This is a genomic window from Paraburkholderia sp. 40 (genome assembly GCF_050434105.1).
Lineage (GTDB): Bacteria > Pseudomonadota > Gammaproteobacteria > Burkholderiales > Burkholderiaceae > Paraburkholderia > Paraburkholderia tuberum.
This window is the reverse complement of the sequence record NZ_JBNPVY010000004.1, coordinates 1,500,264-1,517,652: the sequence shown is the minus strand read 5'-3', so window position 1 is coordinate 1,517,652 and position 17,389 is coordinate 1,500,264. Positions and strand designations below refer to the sequence as shown.

Annotated in this window: 18 protein-coding genes and 3 pseudogenes; 7 read left to right on the top strand and 14 right to left on the bottom strand. The window is 60.6% G+C overall.

What is annotated here, in order from left to right; translation table 11 throughout:
• Positions 1 to 27 precede the first annotated feature (27 nt).
• The 5 genes from nifV (OKW28_RS28600) to OKW28_RS28580 form a co-directional block, all read right to left on the bottom strand.
• Entirely contained in the window at positions 28 to 1,164 is a 1,137-nt protein-coding gene (nifV, locus tag OKW28_RS28600; RefSeq protein ID WP_429450644.1) for a homocitrate synthase, read from the bottom strand.
• 142 nt (positions 1,165 to 1,306) lie between these two features.
• The gene (locus OKW28_RS28595) at positions 1,307 to 1,798 is read right to left on the bottom strand and encodes a glutamine synthetase (RefSeq protein ID WP_429402229.1); all 492 of its coding nucleotides are present in this window, start codon (positions 1,796 to 1,798) and stop codon (positions 1,307 to 1,309) included.
• A 391-nt stretch (positions 1,799 to 2,189) separates the two neighbouring features.
• Positions 2,190 to 2,861: a chitooligosaccharide deacetylase NodB gene (nodB, locus tag OKW28_RS28590; protein WP_429450643.1), complete on the bottom strand. Its 672-nt coding sequence runs from the start codon at positions 2,859 to 2,861 to the stop codon at positions 2,190 to 2,192.
• Between the two features lie 17 nt (positions 2,862 to 2,878).
• Entirely contained in the window at positions 2,879 to 3,472 is a 594-nt protein-coding gene (locus OKW28_RS28585) for a NodA family N-acyltransferase (protein WP_429450642.1), read from the bottom strand.
• Positions 3,473 to 4,136: 664 nt separating this feature from the next.
• Positions 4,137 to 4,379 carry a hypothetical protein gene (locus OKW28_RS28580; protein WP_429450641.1) on the bottom strand — a complete coding sequence of 81 codons (243 nt, stop codon included), beginning with the start codon at positions 4,377 to 4,379 and terminating at the stop codon, positions 4,137 to 4,139.
• A 141-nt stretch (positions 4,380 to 4,520) separates the two neighbouring features.
• On the opposite strand from OKW28_RS28580, the pseudogene OKW28_RS28575 reads away from it, so the two are divergent.
• A pseudogene (locus tag OKW28_RS28575) lies at positions 4,521 to 4,691 on the top strand (LysR family transcriptional regulator); the annotation flags it as partial.
• A gap of 133 nt (positions 4,692 to 4,824) precedes the next feature.
• Here the strand turns inward: OKW28_RS28575 and OKW28_RS28570 are convergent.
• Positions 4,825 to 5,123, bottom strand: a pseudogene (locus OKW28_RS28570) (IS3 family transposase); the annotation flags it as partial.
• Between the two features lie 301 nt (positions 5,124 to 5,424).
• On the opposite strand from OKW28_RS28570, the gene OKW28_RS28565 reads away from it, so the two are divergent.
• The 6 genes and pseudogenes from OKW28_RS28565 to nifA all read left to right on the top strand — a co-directional run bounded on the left by OKW28_RS28565 (position 5,425) and on the right by nifA (position 10,879).
• On the top strand, positions 5,425 to 5,712 hold the full coding sequence (locus OKW28_RS28565; RefSeq protein WP_429450639.1) for a reverse transcriptase domain-containing protein: 288 nt from the start codon (positions 5,425 to 5,427) through the stop codon (positions 5,710 to 5,712).
• Positions 5,713 to 5,767: 55 nt separating this feature from the next.
• Positions 5,768 to 6,175 carry an IS66-like element accessory protein TnpA gene (gene tnpA, locus OKW28_RS28560; protein WP_429444462.1) on the top strand — a complete coding sequence of 136 codons (408 nt, stop codon included), beginning with the start codon at positions 5,768 to 5,770 and terminating at the stop codon, positions 6,173 to 6,175.
• The gene (gene tnpB / locus OKW28_RS28555; protein ID WP_429444458.1) at positions 6,172 to 6,516 is read left to right on the top strand and encodes an IS66 family insertion sequence element accessory protein TnpB; all 345 of its coding nucleotides are present in this window, start codon (positions 6,172 to 6,174) and stop codon (positions 6,514 to 6,516) included. The genes tnpA and tnpB overlap by 4 nt, the downstream gene beginning before the upstream one ends.
• 30 nt (positions 6,517 to 6,546) lie before the next feature.
• Positions 6,547 to 8,100, top strand: coding sequence for an IS66 family transposase (tnpC, locus tag OKW28_RS28550; protein ID WP_429444456.1), 1,554 nt, complete (start codon positions 6,547 to 6,549; stop codon positions 8,098 to 8,100).
• Positions 8,101 to 8,205: 105 nt separating this feature from the next.
• Positions 8,206 to 8,533: pseudogene (locus tag OKW28_RS28545) on the top strand (transposase); the annotation flags it as partial.
• Between the two features lie 507 nt (positions 8,534 to 9,040).
• Positions 9,041 to 10,879 (top strand): nif-specific transcriptional activator NifA, encoded by a 1,839-nt coding sequence (gene nifA / locus OKW28_RS28540; RefSeq protein ID WP_429450637.1) that lies wholly within the window; start codon positions 9,041 to 9,043, stop codon positions 10,877 to 10,879.
• 212 nt (positions 10,880 to 11,091) lie between these two features.
• Here the strand turns inward: nifA and OKW28_RS28535 are convergent, their stop codons facing one another.
• The 8 genes from OKW28_RS28535 to nifV (OKW28_RS28500) all read right to left on the bottom strand — a co-directional run bounded on the left by OKW28_RS28535 (position 11,092) and on the right by nifV (OKW28_RS28500) (position 17,239).
• Positions 11,092 to 11,682: a hypothetical protein gene (locus tag OKW28_RS28535; protein ID WP_429450635.1), complete on the bottom strand. Its 591-nt coding sequence runs from the start codon at positions 11,680 to 11,682 to the stop codon at positions 11,092 to 11,094.
• On the bottom strand, positions 11,676 to 11,804 hold the full coding sequence (locus OKW28_RS28530; protein ID WP_429450633.1) for a ferredoxin: 129 nt from the start codon (positions 11,802 to 11,804) through the stop codon (positions 11,676 to 11,678). Before OKW28_RS28530 ends, OKW28_RS28535 begins: the two co-directional genes overlap by 7 nt.
• Positions 11,805 to 12,008: 204 nt before the next feature.
• On the bottom strand, positions 12,009 to 12,308 hold the full coding sequence (locus OKW28_RS28525) for a ferredoxin family protein (RefSeq protein WP_018423212.1): 300 nt from the start codon (positions 12,306 to 12,308) through the stop codon (positions 12,009 to 12,011).
• Positions 12,305 to 13,615 carry an FAD-dependent monooxygenase gene (locus tag OKW28_RS28520; protein ID WP_429450631.1) on the bottom strand — a complete coding sequence of 437 codons (1,311 nt, stop codon included), beginning with the start codon at positions 13,613 to 13,615 and terminating at the stop codon, positions 12,305 to 12,307. Before OKW28_RS28520 ends, OKW28_RS28525 begins: the two co-directional genes overlap by 4 nt.
• An 11-nt stretch (positions 13,616 to 13,626) precedes the next feature.
• On the bottom strand, positions 13,627 to 14,730 hold the full coding sequence (locus OKW28_RS28515) for an electron transfer flavoprotein subunit alpha/FixB family protein (protein WP_429450629.1): 1,104 nt from the start codon (positions 14,728 to 14,730) through the stop codon (positions 13,627 to 13,629).
• Positions 14,727 to 15,575 (bottom strand): electron transfer flavoprotein subunit beta/FixA family protein, encoded by an 849-nt coding sequence (locus OKW28_RS28510; RefSeq protein WP_429454484.1) that lies wholly within the window; start codon positions 15,573 to 15,575, stop codon positions 14,727 to 14,729. Before OKW28_RS28510 ends, OKW28_RS28515 begins: the two co-directional genes overlap by 4 nt.
• A 34-nt stretch (positions 15,576 to 15,609) precedes the next feature.
• Entirely contained in the window at positions 15,610 to 15,948 is a 339-nt protein-coding gene (gene nifW, locus OKW28_RS28505; protein ID WP_429450627.1) for a nitrogenase stabilizing/protective protein NifW, read from the bottom strand.
• A gap of 154 nt (positions 15,949 to 16,102) precedes the next feature.
• Positions 16,103 to 17,239: a homocitrate synthase gene (gene nifV, locus OKW28_RS28500; protein ID WP_429450625.1), complete on the bottom strand. Its 1,137-nt coding sequence runs from the start codon at positions 17,237 to 17,239 to the stop codon at positions 16,103 to 16,105.
• Positions 17,240 to 17,389 lie beyond the last annotated feature (150 nt).

The following is a 17,389-nucleotide window of genomic DNA, read 5'->3' as shown; positions in this document are numbered from 1 at the left end:
TTGGACAAGTTTGGCCGCCATCCACACTCACGACACCTTCACCCGCGTGCTGTGGGCTTGGGTCAGGAAGCGGAGCAGATCGCTTGCATTTGGCGCCTGCTTGTACTGCGTGACGAAAGAGCGGATGCGCGCAAGCAGGAGCGGGATGAGCCGCTCCGACACCCTCACGCCTAGAGCGTCGTAGGCCTCACGCACACTTTGAGATCCAGAATGTTTCCCGAGTATCGTCGACCGTTGCCGGCCGAGCTCTGCTGGATCGAATCCCTCGTAGGTCGTGGGGTGCTTCGCGAGGCCGTCGGTGTGAATGCCCGACTCGTGAGTAAAGATGCTCCTACCGATGATGCTCTTGTGGAAGGAAACTGCGCGGCCTGAGGCTTGTTCGACCAGCGACGAAATGTCGGGCAGCGCTCTGGTGTCGACGCCAGTGTCTCGTCGCAGCAGGTGCCGCGCGCCCATCACGACTTCTTCCAGCGCTGCATTGCCGGCGCGCTCACCCAACCCGTTGACGGTGGTGCTCGCATGGGTCGCGCCGGCCCCAAGGGCGGCCAGTGTGTTGGCTGTGGCGAGCCCGAGATCGTCGTGCGCATGGATTTCGATCTCCAGATCGACGGCGACGCGCAGCGCTGCAATGGCGTAGAAGGTCTTAAAGGGGTCCAGGATACCGACAGTGTCGGCAAAGCGCACGCGCTGGGCTCCATGCTGCTGCGCGCATTGAGCCACTTCTATGAGAAATGAGGGATCCGCGCGCGAGGCGTCTTCCATGCCGAGGGAAATCTTGGGATGGTTTTTCGCTGCCTCGCCGACGACGCGTGCGATCTGCGCCAGTACCCAACTGCGCGACTGCCGCAGCTTGTGTTGCAAATGAATATCCGAAACGGGAACCGAGAGATGAACGATATCGGCATCGCAGCGCAATGCCGCGGTGAGATCCTCGTCGGTGAGGCGCCCCCAAACCATCAGGCGGGCGTCGAGGTTCAGGTCGACGATTGCAGCGATGCACGCCATTTCGTCTTCGCCCATGGCAGGAATTCCGATTTCGAGTTCGGCCACGCCGGCTTGCGACAGTGCGGCGGCGATCGCGCATTTTTCCTCGGTGCGAAACGCGACGCCGGCGGTCTGCTCGCCGTCACGAAGTGTCGTGTCATTGATGATCGGATTGAGCATGTCAGGTCTCTTGAGTTGTCGGCGATGGATCGCAAGCGTTGTGCCAAGCGAGCATCTACAGTCGGAGCACAATTTGCGGGATGTTGACCGGCACAATGTCGGGTTATGGCGGTGCATCGTCCGATTGTTCGTGTCGCGAATGTTACGTTCCGGACAATGCGGCCGCGCTGGAGGTGGCTCGATCGGTTCCATCCGCTAGCGGACAGAATGTCGAACTGATGTCGGTGGCGTCCCGCAGCGTTTTCGGAATTTCCGATAGATCGGCATCCCGATAAGCGTCGCCGACAAGCGGGTCTGGCAATGCCAGCTTCTCGTCGATGCCCGCAAGCCCCGCCGCGATCAGGGCCGCAAAAGCGGGATACGGATTCAGATCCGCACCGCCAATGCGGCACTCAACGCGGACGGCGTCCGAGCCTTCGCCGTAAAGGCGGAAACCGACCGTCCGATTGTCTTGGCTCCATGCGACCTTGGTCGGCGGAAACGTACCGATCTGGAATCGCTTGTAGGAGTTGATGTGGGGCGCCAGAAAGAGGGTGATGTCCTTCGAATATTTCTGCAGGCCCCCAAGGTAATGGTGCATCAGATTGAGACGTTTATATGTGGATGCGGTACGAACGCTTTGCCGCGCGGGCAACGTTTCACAGGGGAATCTTCCTGTCCGTGCAAAATCTGGCGGTGGGCCAGTGCCGACCTGATTGCGGTAAGGCTCAGAAGCTCCCAGGTTTCACGGAGTCGACGGATGCACAAATCGTTAGTCGGTAAGGGATTTTAGAAACCAACTGCTAGATTCTCAACGGAAAGCACGAGCGTCATCTAGATGCTTTGGGAGTGCGATGGACTCCAGGCATGCCGAGAGCGCGCGCGGGTCCTCGTTGAAGCAGGGAACGATGACATCCACGCCCGGCAGAGTGTCGGAGTCGATCAGGCCGTCCGACAGCGATGACACGTTTGTCGGCTGAGCATAAAGCGTCTGGGTGCTTTTATAGACAGTCGAGAGCAGCCCATAAAACGAGACAGCGACAGTGCTAGTTGCGCCACGTATGTTCATAGGGTGTCTGGTTTGTCCGCTTAGGTTGAGGAAGCGATCGGATTGCAAACCCCCGGTCATGCAATGCAGGAATCATGAGGGAAAGCGCCATGAGGGTCTGCTCGCGCCGACCAGCGTGAGTGCATCGTCCCAACTCATCGGGAGGGCATCCGTCGTGCAAGAGCACAATTGCACCCGGGCGGACAGAGGCCAGCACTGCGCTGATAATCGCGTCCACGCCGGGACGAGACCAGTCTCGCGGGTCTACCGACCAGTGGAGGGGCGCCAGACCAGCGCTCGCTGACGTAGTGAGCACTGCTTCGGTCCAGATGCCATACGGGGCACGCATATACCGCAGCGAAGCATGCGGGCTCGCCATCCTGATGACCCTGCTTGCCGTTAGTATTTCCTGTTGTACTTCGGTGGGTTCGCATCTGGACAGGTCCGGATGAGTCATAGTGTGGTTTGCGACCTCGTGCCCTTCTGCGATCATCCGTCGGATCAGCTTCGGCTGGTCCGCTGCGTACGCGCCGATGACGCAGAAAGTCGCTGGCACCCGGTGTTCCGCCAGCACATCGAGGACGTCCGGTGTGCAAAGTGGATTAGGGCCGTCGTCAAACGTCAAATAAACGCAGCGACGTCCGGTGGTGTCAGCGCACTCGCTGCGCACTTCGGATAAGCAGTGCCTCACAGCTCTGGCCCGTTCCGATCAATTATCGTTCCGGTCGGCCAATCGCTCATTGACCGTCCAATCGGTAAGACGACAATGAGTACGTCCTCGGTGCGCGTGGGCGGCGTGTCGAGATGCACTTCTCGAAGGGTCGACCTCACGCGAACTCCAGATACAATAGTCGCCAGACCGGGTCGGCCGAGCAGCCTTGCAATATGTTGCCGCAACGCGTGTCGAACCGTGCCGAAGCCGAATGGAGCGCCAAGTTCCTGCAACACGGGATACATCACGCGCATTAAATGAGGGATTCCGAGTCCCTCAAGATCCGGACGTACCGCGTACAATCCTAGTTCGGCCACTAGTAGATCGACTGCGCCAACCTTGATGAAACGACGCAGTGCGCCGATATGAGCCGCTACGCCGCGCGCGTCGTAGCCGATTACACGGACCTCTGGCCTCGCACCAGCCCAACTGTGATTGCCTTCGAATGGTTTTGCATTAAACACCCCGGTCGGTCCGTAGGTCTTTCGGAAGAACTCGGACAGTTCGATGTGGTCGGCGAGTCGCAACTCATTTTCCCAAACCACCCTCCACCGCACCTGAGAGCGCATGGAGAGAGGTCCTCTAGCTGTGGACACGGCAAAATTCACGACTGCCTCCTTTGCGCCGTCCGGCCTTTGAGGGTGGACCTGACGCACGCGAAAGACTTGCTGAGAAAGCGGTTCGATTTCAAGAAATCATCTGCACTCTGGGACAGTTCTGGGATGAAGCCCGAAGAAAAGAGCATTTCCGTCAACGCTTCACTGACCGATCGAACCTCATCCACGATGGAGAGTACATCGAGTGCGCGTGCCTTTCGCACCAGATTTACCAAAGCCTTCTCCCGCATCTTCCGCACGATCTGACCGCGATTGACACGAGATCCATTTCGCCAGGTCGCTGAAGCATTTGGCACCTGCAATCGGCTGCTCCCGATTCGTCGCGAAGCCAAGGCGAAGTCGAGGGTTGCCTCAACTGTCCGAAGGTTATCGGCCGATATAGAAAGGGTTTGGAGAACTATGCGAAGGTTTGCCGGTAGTAAGCGCCTACGCGACCTGCCAGACGCTTCTCGCGTCGTGTCGGCGCGATCTCCGGCCCGACGTTTTGCTACCGTATTCATGAGAGCGTCCACGAGAAATTGACTTGAAATTTGGTGCCGCATCCGCCGAGAAAGTTCAGCGAGTTCGGGATCTGCGATTTCCTTCGTCCAGGTGATGAAGCGTCGCCAGTGTTGCTTTATGTGCCCACCGTTATGGCCGTCCATCGGGCCGGACACGCCGCTGTTGCGCCATGCGTGAGCCAGTCACAGATCGACTGCCCGCTCACGCCGAGTTGCTCGACCGTGAGCTTGCGCTTGATCCTGTGTCCGAGCAGCGACAGGGCCGCCGCTCGCGTGCGCGTGTCCCGATGCATGTGATTGATCGACAACTGCTGCAACGTCATTTCCTCGGCTTCGCTCAGTTCTACGACACACTTCATCCGCTACCCCGGCACGACGAAGGCGCCAGCAGGTTTGCGAAATTGAAATGGATTTACCAGGAACACTATCCTCCATGCAGTACATTTCGTAAAATAGATTGTTTTGATGGAACGCATCCACACTATGGATAAGTTGGGATCATGCGTTTGAAGGGCCTCGATCTAAATCTGCTCGTCGTGCTCGATGCTCTGATGACTGAGCGTAATCTCACCGCGGCGGCACGCAGCATCAACCTGAGCCAGCCGGTCATGAGTGCGGCCGTCGCCCGGCTACGCGCCTATTTCCGCGATGAACTATTTACGATGAGGGGGGAGATAATATTGCAGGAGGCGTCACGCATGGTTCCTCCGCGTGAGACCGCGCGAAGACCAATCCACCCAAGTTAGAAAATGGCATCTTTCAGCAAGGTTTTTGCGTCATGGATTCGTGGGGTTTCGAGGGCTTTGTGGCGATATAACGTATATCGCCACACCAGGCCTGATTCGGCACGGTGACGGCAAACGCCTGATCGAGCAGGTTCGGCGCGACCGGCAAGCCGTGTGTCAATCTGGTTGTTGCCTTGAATTTGTGTTTTTGATTGCAACGCAACCCGTGCTTGCGACGCAGTCTCTTTATCGGATGTACGCCGACGTGCAAGCCATGCGCTCCGAGGTGCCTTTGCAGGCGTCCGGCCCCATAACTCTCGCGGGAGCGCTGATGTGCGGCATATATCTCCACCTCAAGCCGGGCCCCTGCTGCGCGCGGTGACGCCGCCATCGCTCTATCCACAAATCAAAGAAATAGTGCCGGTAGATAGTCGGTCCTGCAAAATTCAGATTGCGGTAGCGAGCCAAGCCAAGGGTGCGCCTGTCGGCGAACAGGACTCAGCCCATCGAAAGCGGTTGTGCCGAGCAAGCGCTCGGCTGCAGCGTGACATTGGCGAGTCAATGCAGCACCGCGAGGATAAAAAATACAGGCCCCAGGCCCTGACGGATGATGGCGCGCTCCAACCATCGCAGGTTGTAACCGGCAGCATGGCGTTGGATGGACTTGAGGCAGCAGTTTATGCAAGCGTGGGAGCGTCGAAGCCCCGCGCGTAGCAAGGCCCAGCTCAACGTCGTTCGCTACGCCGATGACTTTATTGTGACCGGTATGTCGAAAGAAGTGCCCGAATTCGAGGTGCTTCCGGCGGTCAGGCAGTTTATGGCCGCTCAAGGTCTGGAGCGCTCGGAAGAGAAGACCCGGATCACGAACATTGCAGACGGTTTCGATTTCCTTGGCCAGAACGTGCGCAAGTACGACGGCTACTGGCCCAGCGCCTGCCGTAAGCGCCTCATCTCGGCCGTTCTCTAAGCAGCCATAAATGGAGGTAATTTGGTTCCCACCAAATTTTTTGGCGGGAACCAAAGTGGCCGACATAGTAGATGGCAAGAACGAAGCGCCCGGTAGGCGCCCGAACTTTCCGCGCGAATTCAAGCGACAGCTGGTCGAACAGACCTTCGAACCGGGAGCTTCCGTATCGCTGGTCGCGCGTCGCAACGACATTAACACCAACCTGCTGTTCAGATGGCGTCGCCAATATCTTCAAGGCGTATTCGGAGCACCACATCCGGCGCATGTGCAACAGCAGTCAGAGGTTGACGTTGCACCGTTTCTTCCGGTGAGCGTTGTCGCCGAAACCGAGACATCGATGTCCATGCGCGAGGCTGTGTCGGAGAACGTCTGCGAGATCGAATTTGACCGTGCACGCCTGCGCATCCGCGGCAACGTGTCGCCTGATATGCTGCGGTTACTGGTACGAGAACTGTCCCGATGATCGGGCTGCCGGCGGGCACCCGCATCTGGATTGCGGCTGGCGTCACCGACATGCGTTCCGGATTTCAGGGCCTGGCGGCGAAGGTGCAAACTGCACTGGAGGAGAATCCGTTCGACGGGAACGTCTTCATCTTCCGGGGCAGGCGCGGTGACCTCATCAAAATCCTGTGGGCCACGGAGGACGGGCTATGGCTCCTGGCGAAGCGGCTTGAGCGAGGGCGGTTTGTCTGGCCGCAGGCCGACGGCGGTAAGGTCCATCTGACACAGGCACAACTCTCGATGCTACTCGAGGGCATTGACTGGCGGCAGCCGCGTCGAACCGCGGCGCTATCGGTGTTGTAAACGCTTCGGGGCACGCGTAAACTCCGGCGCATGACCGATGATGCCCGTCTTCCGGATGACGTCGATGCGCTTAAGGCCTTGCTGCTGGAGGCTCGTGCCCAGCTTGCCGAGCGCGATATCGAGATCGAACAGCTCAAGGCCCAGATCGACAAACTCAAACGGGTGCAGTTTGGCCGCAAGTCCGAGCAGCTGGACCGGCAGATCGAGCGGCTCGAAACGGAACTGGATGAGCTGAGCGGTGGGCGCGGTGTCGCGGATGTTCGCCGCGACCGCACATCGGGCACAAGTGTGCCCGCCGGCGCAGCAGCCTCGAAGGAGGCGTTGCCGCCCCATCTGCCGCGTGAAGAGCGCGTGCTCGAACCCGATCCGAGCTGCCCGAACTGCGGCAACACCATGCGGCCACTCGGCGAGGACGTGTCCGAGCAGCTTGCCCGTGTCGCCGCCATGTTCAAGGTGATTCGCACGATCCGCCGCAAGGCGGTCTGCACCTGCTGCAATCACATCTCGCAGCCGCCGATGCCGGGCTTGCCAATTGAGCGCAGCATCGCGCATCCGGGCCTGCTTGCTGACATCCTCGTTTCGAAGTTCGCTGATCATCAACCGCTGTACCGGCAGTCGGCAATTGCCGCGCGTGACGGCGTTAAGCTCGACCCCGCCAGCATGGGGCGCTGGGTCGGCCAGTGCGAGGCTTTGTGCGAGCCGTTGACCGAAGCGCTGCGCGTCTACACGATGGCAACGTTCAAGCTGCACGCGGACGACACGCCGATCCCGGTGCTTGCACCGGGCAACAAAAAGACGCGCACGGGTCGCCTGTGGGTGTACGTTCGCGACGACAGCCGTTCGGGCTCGACGGACCCGGCCGCAGTCTGGTTTGCCTACTCGCCCGACCGAAAGGGGATACATCCGCAGACTCATCTGGCCGGATTCAAGGGCGTCCTGCAGGCCGACGCCTACGGTGGTTTCGACGAGCTGTATGCAGGCGGCAAGATTCGTGAGGCGGCTTGCTGGGATCACGCGAGACGGTACATATACGACGTTCATGTCCGCACGCCGACTGAGTCGACAAGGCACGTACTCGAGCTGATCGGCGAACTCTACGACATTGAGGCTGATATCCGGGGCGAGCCCGCCGCCGAACGATTGCGCGTACGGCAGGAGAGAAGCCTCGCGGTGCTCGCGACCATCAAGGCGTGGATGACGGACAAGATCGCGACCCTGTCGGCAAAATCCGAGTTGGCCAAGGCGATACGCTACTCGCTCAATCAATGGAACGCACTCGTTCTGTACTGCGAAGACGGTCGTATTGAGATCAGCAACGCTCTCGCCGAAAACGCTCTGCGCTGTGTAAGTCTGGGGAGGAAAAACTTCCTGTTTGCAGGCTCCGACAGTGGAGGCGAACGGGCCGCTGCCATGTACGGTCTGATCGGCTCGTGCAAACTGAATGACATCAACCCCCGTGCATATCTGGAATACATCCTGACTCACATCGCGGACCACAAAATCAGTCGCATCGACGAACTGCTGCCCTGGAACATGGTCGGCAAGTTGCCCACGCAATCCACTCCGCCGTCAGCGACAACCTGATCGCCGCAACGTCTCCTGCCGGTATCCGCGAGGTATCGATCAACGCGTTACCGATAGCGTGCCACATGCGCGCGACACATCACGAACGGCCGACGCGAGGCGCTTACCGCCTGCCCGCGTTGCCCGCTCAAGGAACGATGTCACCCAGCGACTACCGGGGCATTCGACGATGGGAACATGAGCATATACTTGAGGCAATGCAGCGTCGGCTAGAGCGCAAGCCTGATGCAATGACCATCCGCAGAAGCACTGTCGAACATGTCTTCGGCACGCTGAAGCACTGGATTGGGGGCCACACACTTCCTGACCCGAACGCTCGGACGGGTCAGCACCGAAATGAGTCTACAGGTGTTGGCCTACCAACCTGAAGCGCGTCGTGAAGATACTTGGGGTTGCCAAAACAATAGAGGTAGTGAGGATGGCTGGCACCTAGAGCCCGGAGGGGCTTTTTTTTGCACTTGAAACGTTACGCTAACGCAGCCATGACTTATCAAACCAGATTAATCGGACCGATAGGCTCGGATCTGACGATCTGAAAACAGTTTCCATACGTCCTCGGCCAGTTCAAGACGGACATTTTGTCGCCCGACACGGAAGCGCTTCTTGTGCCAAATATCCCGCTGCGCCGGGTGGGCACGCCCGAAGAGGTCACAAAGATAGATCATCTTCGTCCTATGCTCGGATGCGGCGAGTTATCTCACGGGCACCGAGGCAGCAATCAATGATGGACGACACCTGTAATCGGCTGCACCTGGAGTAGACAAATCGCAGTTGATTTGAGCGACATCAATGGAACTCGCGTTCCTAACGGAATCCACACAGCGAGATCGCAAACGCAGAAAATAAGTAAATCAAGGCACTACAGTTTCACCGTCCTTCCATGAAAAGGCATTATCTTTTGAAGTCAGCCCGTGAAATTGGGCGCTAGATCGAGGATGATATGCAACACAATGCCCGCAAATCCGAACAAGGTGACGGGGAGCACGGTCCCCACAACGGGGACGTCGTCATGCTGCATATCGCTTCCGTACGCGAAAGGCCTAGCTCAAAGTCCGAGACGGACCACGCGGTCCCTATTGTGCAGTGGCACGAGAGCGTGCTTACCGGCATCTTCGAAATATCGAAGGTACTCACCGCCCCCTACCGGCTCGAAGTCACGTTGGCCAACGTCATTGATCTCCTGCAATCGTTTGTTCAGATGCGGCTCGGTATCGTCTCTCTCTTCGACGATGATGGCGTACCGGACATTACCGTTGGCGCGGACTGGAGCGAAGGCAGCGATGAGCACTACCGGATGCGCCTGCCGCAGAAGGCAATCGACCAGATCATGGCGTCGGACAGGCCGCTCGTCGCCGAGAACATAGCGGTGCATTCGGGCTTCAGTGCCGCCGACATGGGCGTGCTCGGTGCCTCCGACAACGTGCGAGTGTCGTTCATTGGCGTCCCTATTCGCATCGACGCGAAAGTCGTAGGCACGCTGACCATCGACCGCATCCTGGACTATGGGTCGAACTTCCGGCTCGATTACGACGTGCCGCTGCTTACCATGGTCGCCAACCTGGTGGGGCAGACGGTGAAGCTGCATCGCTTTTTCAAGAGCGACCGCGAGCGACTGATGGCGGGGAAGGACGGGCTGCAAAAGCCATTGTCCGAGCTCAAGCACCCTGCAGGGGAGCGTAAGAAGTTTCAGATCGAGGGGATCATTGGCGACAGCCCGGCGCTGCGCGGGCTGCTCGCGAAGATCGCGGTGGTAGCCGAATCGAACAGCACAGTTCTGTTGCGCGGCGAATCCGGTACCGGGAAGGAGCTGGTCGCCAAGGCCGTTCACGAGCTGTCGCCGCGCGCCAAGCGGCCCTTCATCAAGCTCAATTGCGCGGCGCTCCATGAGACGGTGCTGGAATCCGAATTGTTCGGTCATGAGAAGGGTGCCTTTACCAGCGCCTTCAATTCGCGCAAGGGGCGCTTCGAGCTCGCCGACAAGGGGACGCTCTTTTTGGACGAGATCGGCGAGATCTCGGCCTCGTTCCAGGCAAAGCTGCTGCGCGTCCTGCAGGAGCAAGAATTCGAGCGCGTCGGCAGCAACCAGACCATTAAGGTCGATGTTCGCGTGATTGCCGCCACGAATAAAAACCTGGAAGAGGCGGTGGCAAGGAACGAGTTCCGCGCCGACCTTTATTATCGCATCAGCGTGGTTCCCTTGCTGTTGCCGCCGTTGCGTGAAAGGCGCAGTGATATTCCGCTCCTCGCCGTTGAGTTTCTCAAGAATTTCAACAGCGAGAACGGCCGTACGCTGACCTTCGATGCGAGCGCGATTGAAGTATTGATGAACTGCGGTTTTCCCGGCAATGTCCGCGAGCTCGAGAATTGCGTGCAGCGGAGCGCGACCCTGGCGCCGGGACCAGCGATCGTGAGAAACGACTTTGCCTGCTGCCACGGCCAGTGCCTGTCCGCGATGCTGTGGAAGAGCCGATCGGACGAAATGGCGCTGCAGCCCGGGCCAATCGTACCAGTGCCCGTGAAGCCCGCTACGCCGCGGGCTGAGGCTGCGACGTCGGGCGCGGTTGCTGCGGTCCAGCCTGTCGGCAGCGAGCGGGCTCCGTTAGCGGCTTGCGGCGCAGTCCTCGGAAGTGATGCGAAGATGACCAACCGCGAGCGTCTCATCGCCGCCATGGAAAGATCCGGCTGGGTGCAGGCAAAGGCGGCGCGGCTGCTTGGACTGACGCCGCGCCAGATTGGCTACGCGCTGAGGAAATACGGTGTCGAGATCAAGCGTCTCTGAAAGGACTGTCGGACTTGCGGCGTGTCGGGGCCGCGACATCGCGACTGAGGCGAATGGCTCGGACAAGTCAAATCTGGATTTGGCGGACCTTGGCACGATCACGATCGGAAGCGGCCCCCGTGTCGGCGCTAATTCGGTAAGCGTCGAGAACAGCACGTCCGACCTTAGGGGGCGGTCCGTATCTCGACTAAGGTGGTGCGAACGCGGCGCTGTCATCGCCGGTTCGTTGGCCATGTCGCGCTCAGCGCACGGTCGACTGCTGCCACGCCGCCGGCTGCCAGATTGTCGTCGGCCAACGATGCGATGGCGGGCTGTTTGGACATCGTGTGTCTCCTCAGACGGACCGTTGCAGCGCCGAAGCCGAGGTGATCCGCCGGATCGAGTTGCCGTAGTTGTGCGATCAACTGTGTGGCGGTTTCGCGTTCGCCGCGCCGCAGGCCGATGAAGGCGAGCGCCTTTAGCGTGAACAGCCAGAAGCAGGCAGGACCGGGCGCGTGGAAGTTCGCGTCGCCGGCTTGTACCATCTGCCAGTTCTCATTCAACCCGGCGGCATGCGCAGATGCTATTAGTCCCAGATGGGCCGCGTGCTCTGCCTCATCGAGTTCGCAGCGTCCGGCATGGAACTTGTAGAGCAGATAGTAGGCGGCAAGGCTTTGCGGAGAGGTCAGCGTGACGCTCCACAGGACCGCGACGATCTGCTCGGCCGGCGCGCCGTGCAGGCCTTCGATGAGGCGCCGCATGGCGGCCGACACCTCGCCGCCGAACAGTTCGGTCGACTCGACCCCGGACAGCAGGTTCACCACACCGTCTCCGCAGGGATGAGGCGCTGCACCGGTTCGCCGCCTTCGAGGTGACGCGTGAAGATTTTCTCCGCGTCGGCCATCGTCACGCCGCTGTAGAGCACCGCGTCGGGATAGACGAGCACGTGCGCGCCCTGATCGCACGAGCCGAGGCAGCCCGAATACGTGATCGCGACGGTATCGGGCGCCTAGCGTTTCTGCTGTTCCGCCCAGAAGGCCTTCAGCAGCGCGGTCGAGCCCTTGCCGCCCGGCGCCCCGCGGATGCGGCGGCGGCCGGTTCTCGGTGCAAGCAAACACATGTCGTTCTGGTCTGGCAATGACGATGTTCCTCAACCGAACTTGAACAGGATGCCGTGACCACCGCGCGGGTAGTCCCACTCGATATTCTGGTGGTCGGTACAGAGGATGCGGCAACTGCCGCATTCGAGGCAGCCGTCGGTGATCAGCGTCACCGCGCCGTTGCCTTCGGCCTTGTAGCACGAGGCCGGGCAGACGAAGGTGCAACTCTTCGCGCTGCATTCGCTCTGGCAGACGTCGGCATCCTTGATGTGGACGTGCGGCCGTCCTGCATCGACGCGATAACGGTTCTGGAACAGCTTTTCCTCTACGTTGACGGGTAGGGTGCTCATCGGAAGGCCCTCAGGAGTTTGTAGGCGTCACCCACGATGCCGGAAAGCGAACGGGCTGTGCGGAAGCTCGAAAAAATCTCGCGCTCCTTGCTTTTCTTGTCCTTACCGTCGACCGTGATCATCGTGCGCGCGGCGCGCGCCATGAGGTCGGGGTAGGTCGTGAAGAACTGCGGATTCTGGTGCAGCACGGCCGGCATGTCGCGGTACTTGTGCAGGTCTTTCATCACGAAGCTCTGATCGAGCGCGGCCTTGTAGGCCTTGAGCGTGCCGGCGCGGTAGCCTTGGCCCGCGGCTTTCGCGTGGATCACCGTTTCGGCGGCGAGGCGTCCCGTGGTCATCGCAAGATTCGATCCTTCTCGGTGAGCGGCGTTCACGAAACCGCCTGAATCGCCAACGATCATCCAGCCGTTGCCGTAGACCTGCGGGATTGCGTGAAAACCGCCTTCGGGAATCAGATGCGCGCAATACTCCTTCATCTCGCCGCCCGCAATCAGCGGTGCGATCGACGGGTGCTGCTTCATCTTTTCGAGGAGCACGTAGGGGCTCGTGCGGTTGGGGTTTTTCTTGAAGTCGCTCAGCATGCAGCCCACGCCTATGGTGAGCGATTCCTTGTTGGTATAGAGGAAGCCAGTGCCCATCATGCCGTCGGTGATCCTGCCGACCATCTCGATCACGACGCCGTCGTCCTCGCCGACGTTGAAGCGCTGGCGGATCGTCTCCTCTGGCATGAAGAGAATCTCCTTGACGGCGAGCGCAACGTTGCCGGCCCCGATCTCTCCATGAAAGCCCGCCTTGCGCGCGAGCGTCGAATTCACGCCGTCGGCGAGCACCACCACGTCGGCATAGACATCGCCGTGCTCGCGATCGCACCGCACGCCGACCACCACGTCGCCGTCCATGATCAGTTCCTTCACCGTGGTCTCGCAGAGCAGCAGTGCGCCGGCTTCGCGCACTTTCGATGAAAACCACTTGTCGAACTGCGCGCGGATGATCGTATAGCGGTTATAGGGCGGCTTGTTGTAATCCTCGCTGCGCACATGTGTACCGACAAACGACGTATCGTCGAGCATCCACATCCGCTGCTCGATGATGTGGCGCTCCAGCGGCGCGTCGTCGCGGAAGTCCGGGATGATCTCTTCGAGCGCCTTCGCGTACAGGATCGCACCCTGAACGTTTTTGCTGCCCGGATATTCGCCCCGCTCGATCTGCAGCACTTCCAGACCTGCCTTGGCCATCGTGTAAGCGGCAGCGTTGCCGGACGGACCGGCGCCGACCACAATCACATCGAACTGTGAAGGTTTTCTCATCGTGATTCTCCTCAGGCAGCCTGCTTGCGGCGCCGGGTCAAATGCTCCACAAAAGCCTGCTTCAGCGCGGGCAACACTTGCAACGCATTGCCGACAATCCCGTAGTGTGCGAAATCGAAGATGGGTGCGTTCGGGTCGGTGTTGATCGCCACGATCACGTCTGCGCTTTCCATGCCCACGCGGTGCTGGATCGCGCCGGATATGCCGGCGGCGATGTAGAGCTTGGGCCGCACCGTCTTGCCGGTCTGTCCCACCTGGCGCTCCCCCTCGACCCAGCCGGCCTGCACGCATGGCCGGGTCGCACCCACTTCGCCGCCGAGCACGTTCGCCAGTTCGAACGCCAACTGGAAGTTCTCAGGGCTCTTCAACCCCTTGCCGCCGCTCACGATCACATCGGCATAGGGCAGGTTGATCCGGTTGCTGCTCGCATCCGGGATAAAGTCGAGCAGCCTCGTGACGATGTCCGTCTCGATCATCCCCAGCGTTCCATGGACGATGTTGCCGGTGCGTTCGGCGTCGCGCAGCGGCATCGGCATCACGCGCGGGCGCACCGTCGCCATCTGCGGACGGTACGCGAGCGTCATGATCGTGCACAACAGCGAGCCGCCGAAGGTGGGGCGCGTCGCCGCCAGCGCCCGCGACGCGGGATCGATGTTGAGTTCGGTGCAATCGGCGGTCAGCCCGGTCAGCAGGGTCGTCGCTACGGAGCCGGCGAGGTCGCGGCCCATCGACGTCGCGCCCAGCAGCAGGATCTCAGGCTGATGCCGGTTGACGAGGTCGGTCAGCCCTTTCGTGAACGGCTCGTTGCGATAGCCTTGCAAGACCGGGTCGTGGACGATGTACGCATCGTCCGCGCCGTAAGTGAAGGCTTCTGCGGCGAACTGTTCGAGCGGTTCATTCGCGCCGCCGAGCACCGCGATGCCCACTCGGCTGCCGAGCGTGTCGGCCAATTTGCGCGCTTCACCGAGCAGTTCCCACGAGACGCTGTGCACGTGTCCACGGTCGTGCTCGATAAAGACCCAGACGCCTTTGTAGGCCTTCAGGTGTTCCGGCAGTTCGAGGTTGCGTCCCGCACGGCCGGCGGGTTTCTTCGCGGGGGCGGCGGGTGCGTTCATGACCCCTCCTTCATCAGCAGGTCAGCTTCCAGGGTTGGATGGCGCGTGAAGATCTTTTGCAGCAGGTTCACCGACACGTCGCACAGACTCGATGCGTCGAGGTCGAGCATCTCCGCTTTCTCGCTGCGCGGCGTCGGTCCAAAGACTTTTCTGACCGCTGTCGGCGAGCCCTTCAGCCCGATCTTGCTGAGGTCTTCGATGCCGGCCTGTTCGCAGTTCCATTTGTGCACCGGATAGCCGGCCGCATGAATCATCGCGGGCAGCGTCGCAAAACGCAGTTCGTTGGTGTTCTCCAGCATTGTGATCAGGCACGGCAGCGCAGTCCTGAGCACCTGCACGCCGCCCTCGGCGCGTCGCTCGACGGTGATCGTGCGCGCATCGAGAACGGTCTCGACGATGCGCGACACGTAGGTCAGCAGTTGCAGCCCGAGGCGTTTGGCGATACCGGGGCCGACTTGCGCGGTGTCGCCGTCGATCGTCTGCTTGCCAGTGAACACGACGTCAACCGCTTGCTCCTTCGCGATCTGCTGGATACCCGCTGCTAGCGCGTACGACGTAGCGAGCGTATCCGCGCCAGCGAATGCACGGTCGGTGAGCAGCACGGCGTCGTCCGCGCCGAAGCTGATGCACTTGCGCAGCGCTTCCTCGGCCTGCGGCGGGCCCATGCAAAGCAACGTGACCTTGCCGCCGAAGCGGTCCTTCAGTCGCAGCGCCTCTTCGAGTGAAAACAGGTCATAGGGGTTGACGATCGCCGGAACACCCTGGCGCATGATCGTGTTGGTGACCGGATGAACGCGGATCTGCGTCGAGTCCGGGACCTGCTTGATGCAGACGACAATGTGCATGGTCTTAACGATGTGCATGGTCTTGCTCCACCTGTCAGGCAAGGGTGCGCGCGGGCAGCGACGCGCGCAGACTGTCGACTGAAACGTGCTGCCTCCCATTTGTGTCCCGGAACACCCTGAACACTTTTTCCTGCGCCGGCGTGGAGGTGACGAAGTCGCCGTAAGCCTTCAGCAGCAGCGCGTGATATGACGCGAACAGGGCGGGTTCGTCGCCTTCCGGCAGCGCGTCCTGTTGCTGGATGTACTGAAAGAAGCGCTTGAGGATGTGCAGTCGACTCACGTTGACGACCTTCTGGTCGAACGGAATGCCGAAGAACTGCAGGAAGTCCTCGGCTGAGGACAGCGCCTTGAGTTGCTGGACAAAGCTTTCCATCGCGTTTACTCCTTGCAAGCGGATGAGGATAGGTATGGACAGAGCGTCGGCTCGGCGAAGTACTTGTCGCAGGCGCCGCTGGTGGCACACGGCGTCGTCGTGCCCGACTGTTCGGGTCGCGCGACGCACTTCGTGAAGCCGACTACAACGCCGCTCATGACAATTCTCCGACGGTGTAGCGCAACTCGATCAGGAAGCGATACAGGTCGGCGGCGCTGGGCGTTTGCTTGTGCTGGGTGGCATGGTGGCGGATACGGGTCAGCAGCAGCACGAGCAGCTTTTCACTGACGGCCAGGCCGAGCGCGTCATAAGCCCGGCGCACGCTTTGCGAACCCGAATGCTTGCCGAGCACGACCGAGCGTTCGCGACCGAGTTCGGCAGGATCGAAGCTCTCGCAGGTCGATGCATTCTTCGCGAGCCCGTCTGTGTGGATGCCGGACTCGGGCCTGAATACGCTGGCGCCGACAATGCTTTTGTTCAGCGCGACCGGGCGTCCTGAAGCCCGTTCGACAAGCCGCGAGATGCTCAACAGCGCGGTCGTGTCGACGCCGGTGTTGCGACCCATGATATGGCGCACGCCCATCACGATCTCCTCCAGCGCGGCATTTCCGGCGCGTTCGCCGAGACCATTGACAGTGGTGCTGGAGTGGGTTGCGCCGGCGCGCAGTGCGGCAAGGGTGTTCGCGGTCGCGAGCCCGAGGTCGTTGCGCGCGTGGATTTCGATTTCCAGATCGACCGCGTCGTGCAATCGCGCAATCGCTTCATAGGTCGAAAAAGGATCGAGGATGCCGAGCGTGTCCGCAAAGCGGATGCGTTGCGCACCGCACTGTTGCGCGTGCCGCGCCACGTCGGCAAGGAACGAGGGGTCCGCGCGCGAGGCATCCTCCGCGCCCAGCGAAACCTTGCGGCCGCTTTTGACGGCGGCGCTGATCACGCGATTCACCTGCGCGAGCACCCACGAGCGCGGCTGGCGCAATTTGTGTTGAAGGTGAATATCGGACACGGGAATCGACAGGTGAATGATGTCGGGATTGCAGCACAAGGCCGACGCCAGGTCCGCGTCGGTGAGGCGGCCCCACACCATCAGATCGGCGTCGAGATTCAGCGCGACGATGGTCTGGATGCAATCGATTTCCTCGGCACCCATCGCGGGGATACCGATCTCCAGTTCGGATACGCCGGCGCTTGAGAGCGCCTCGGCAATCGCGCATTTTTCGGCAACCGTGAATGCGACGCCAGCGGTCTGTTCGCCGTCGCGCAGTGTGGTGTCGTTGATGATCGGATTCGACACGGGAAGTTGTCCTTTAGGCATTTGATCATACGGTTCGCAAGTACTGCGCCATGCACGGTTAGTGCGAATAGCCGCTTGCCGCGGGGCTTTCCGGTGTTCGCTTGCGCTGTGATGAAGCGGTTCCAACGAAGACCTGTCGCGAATGTCCTG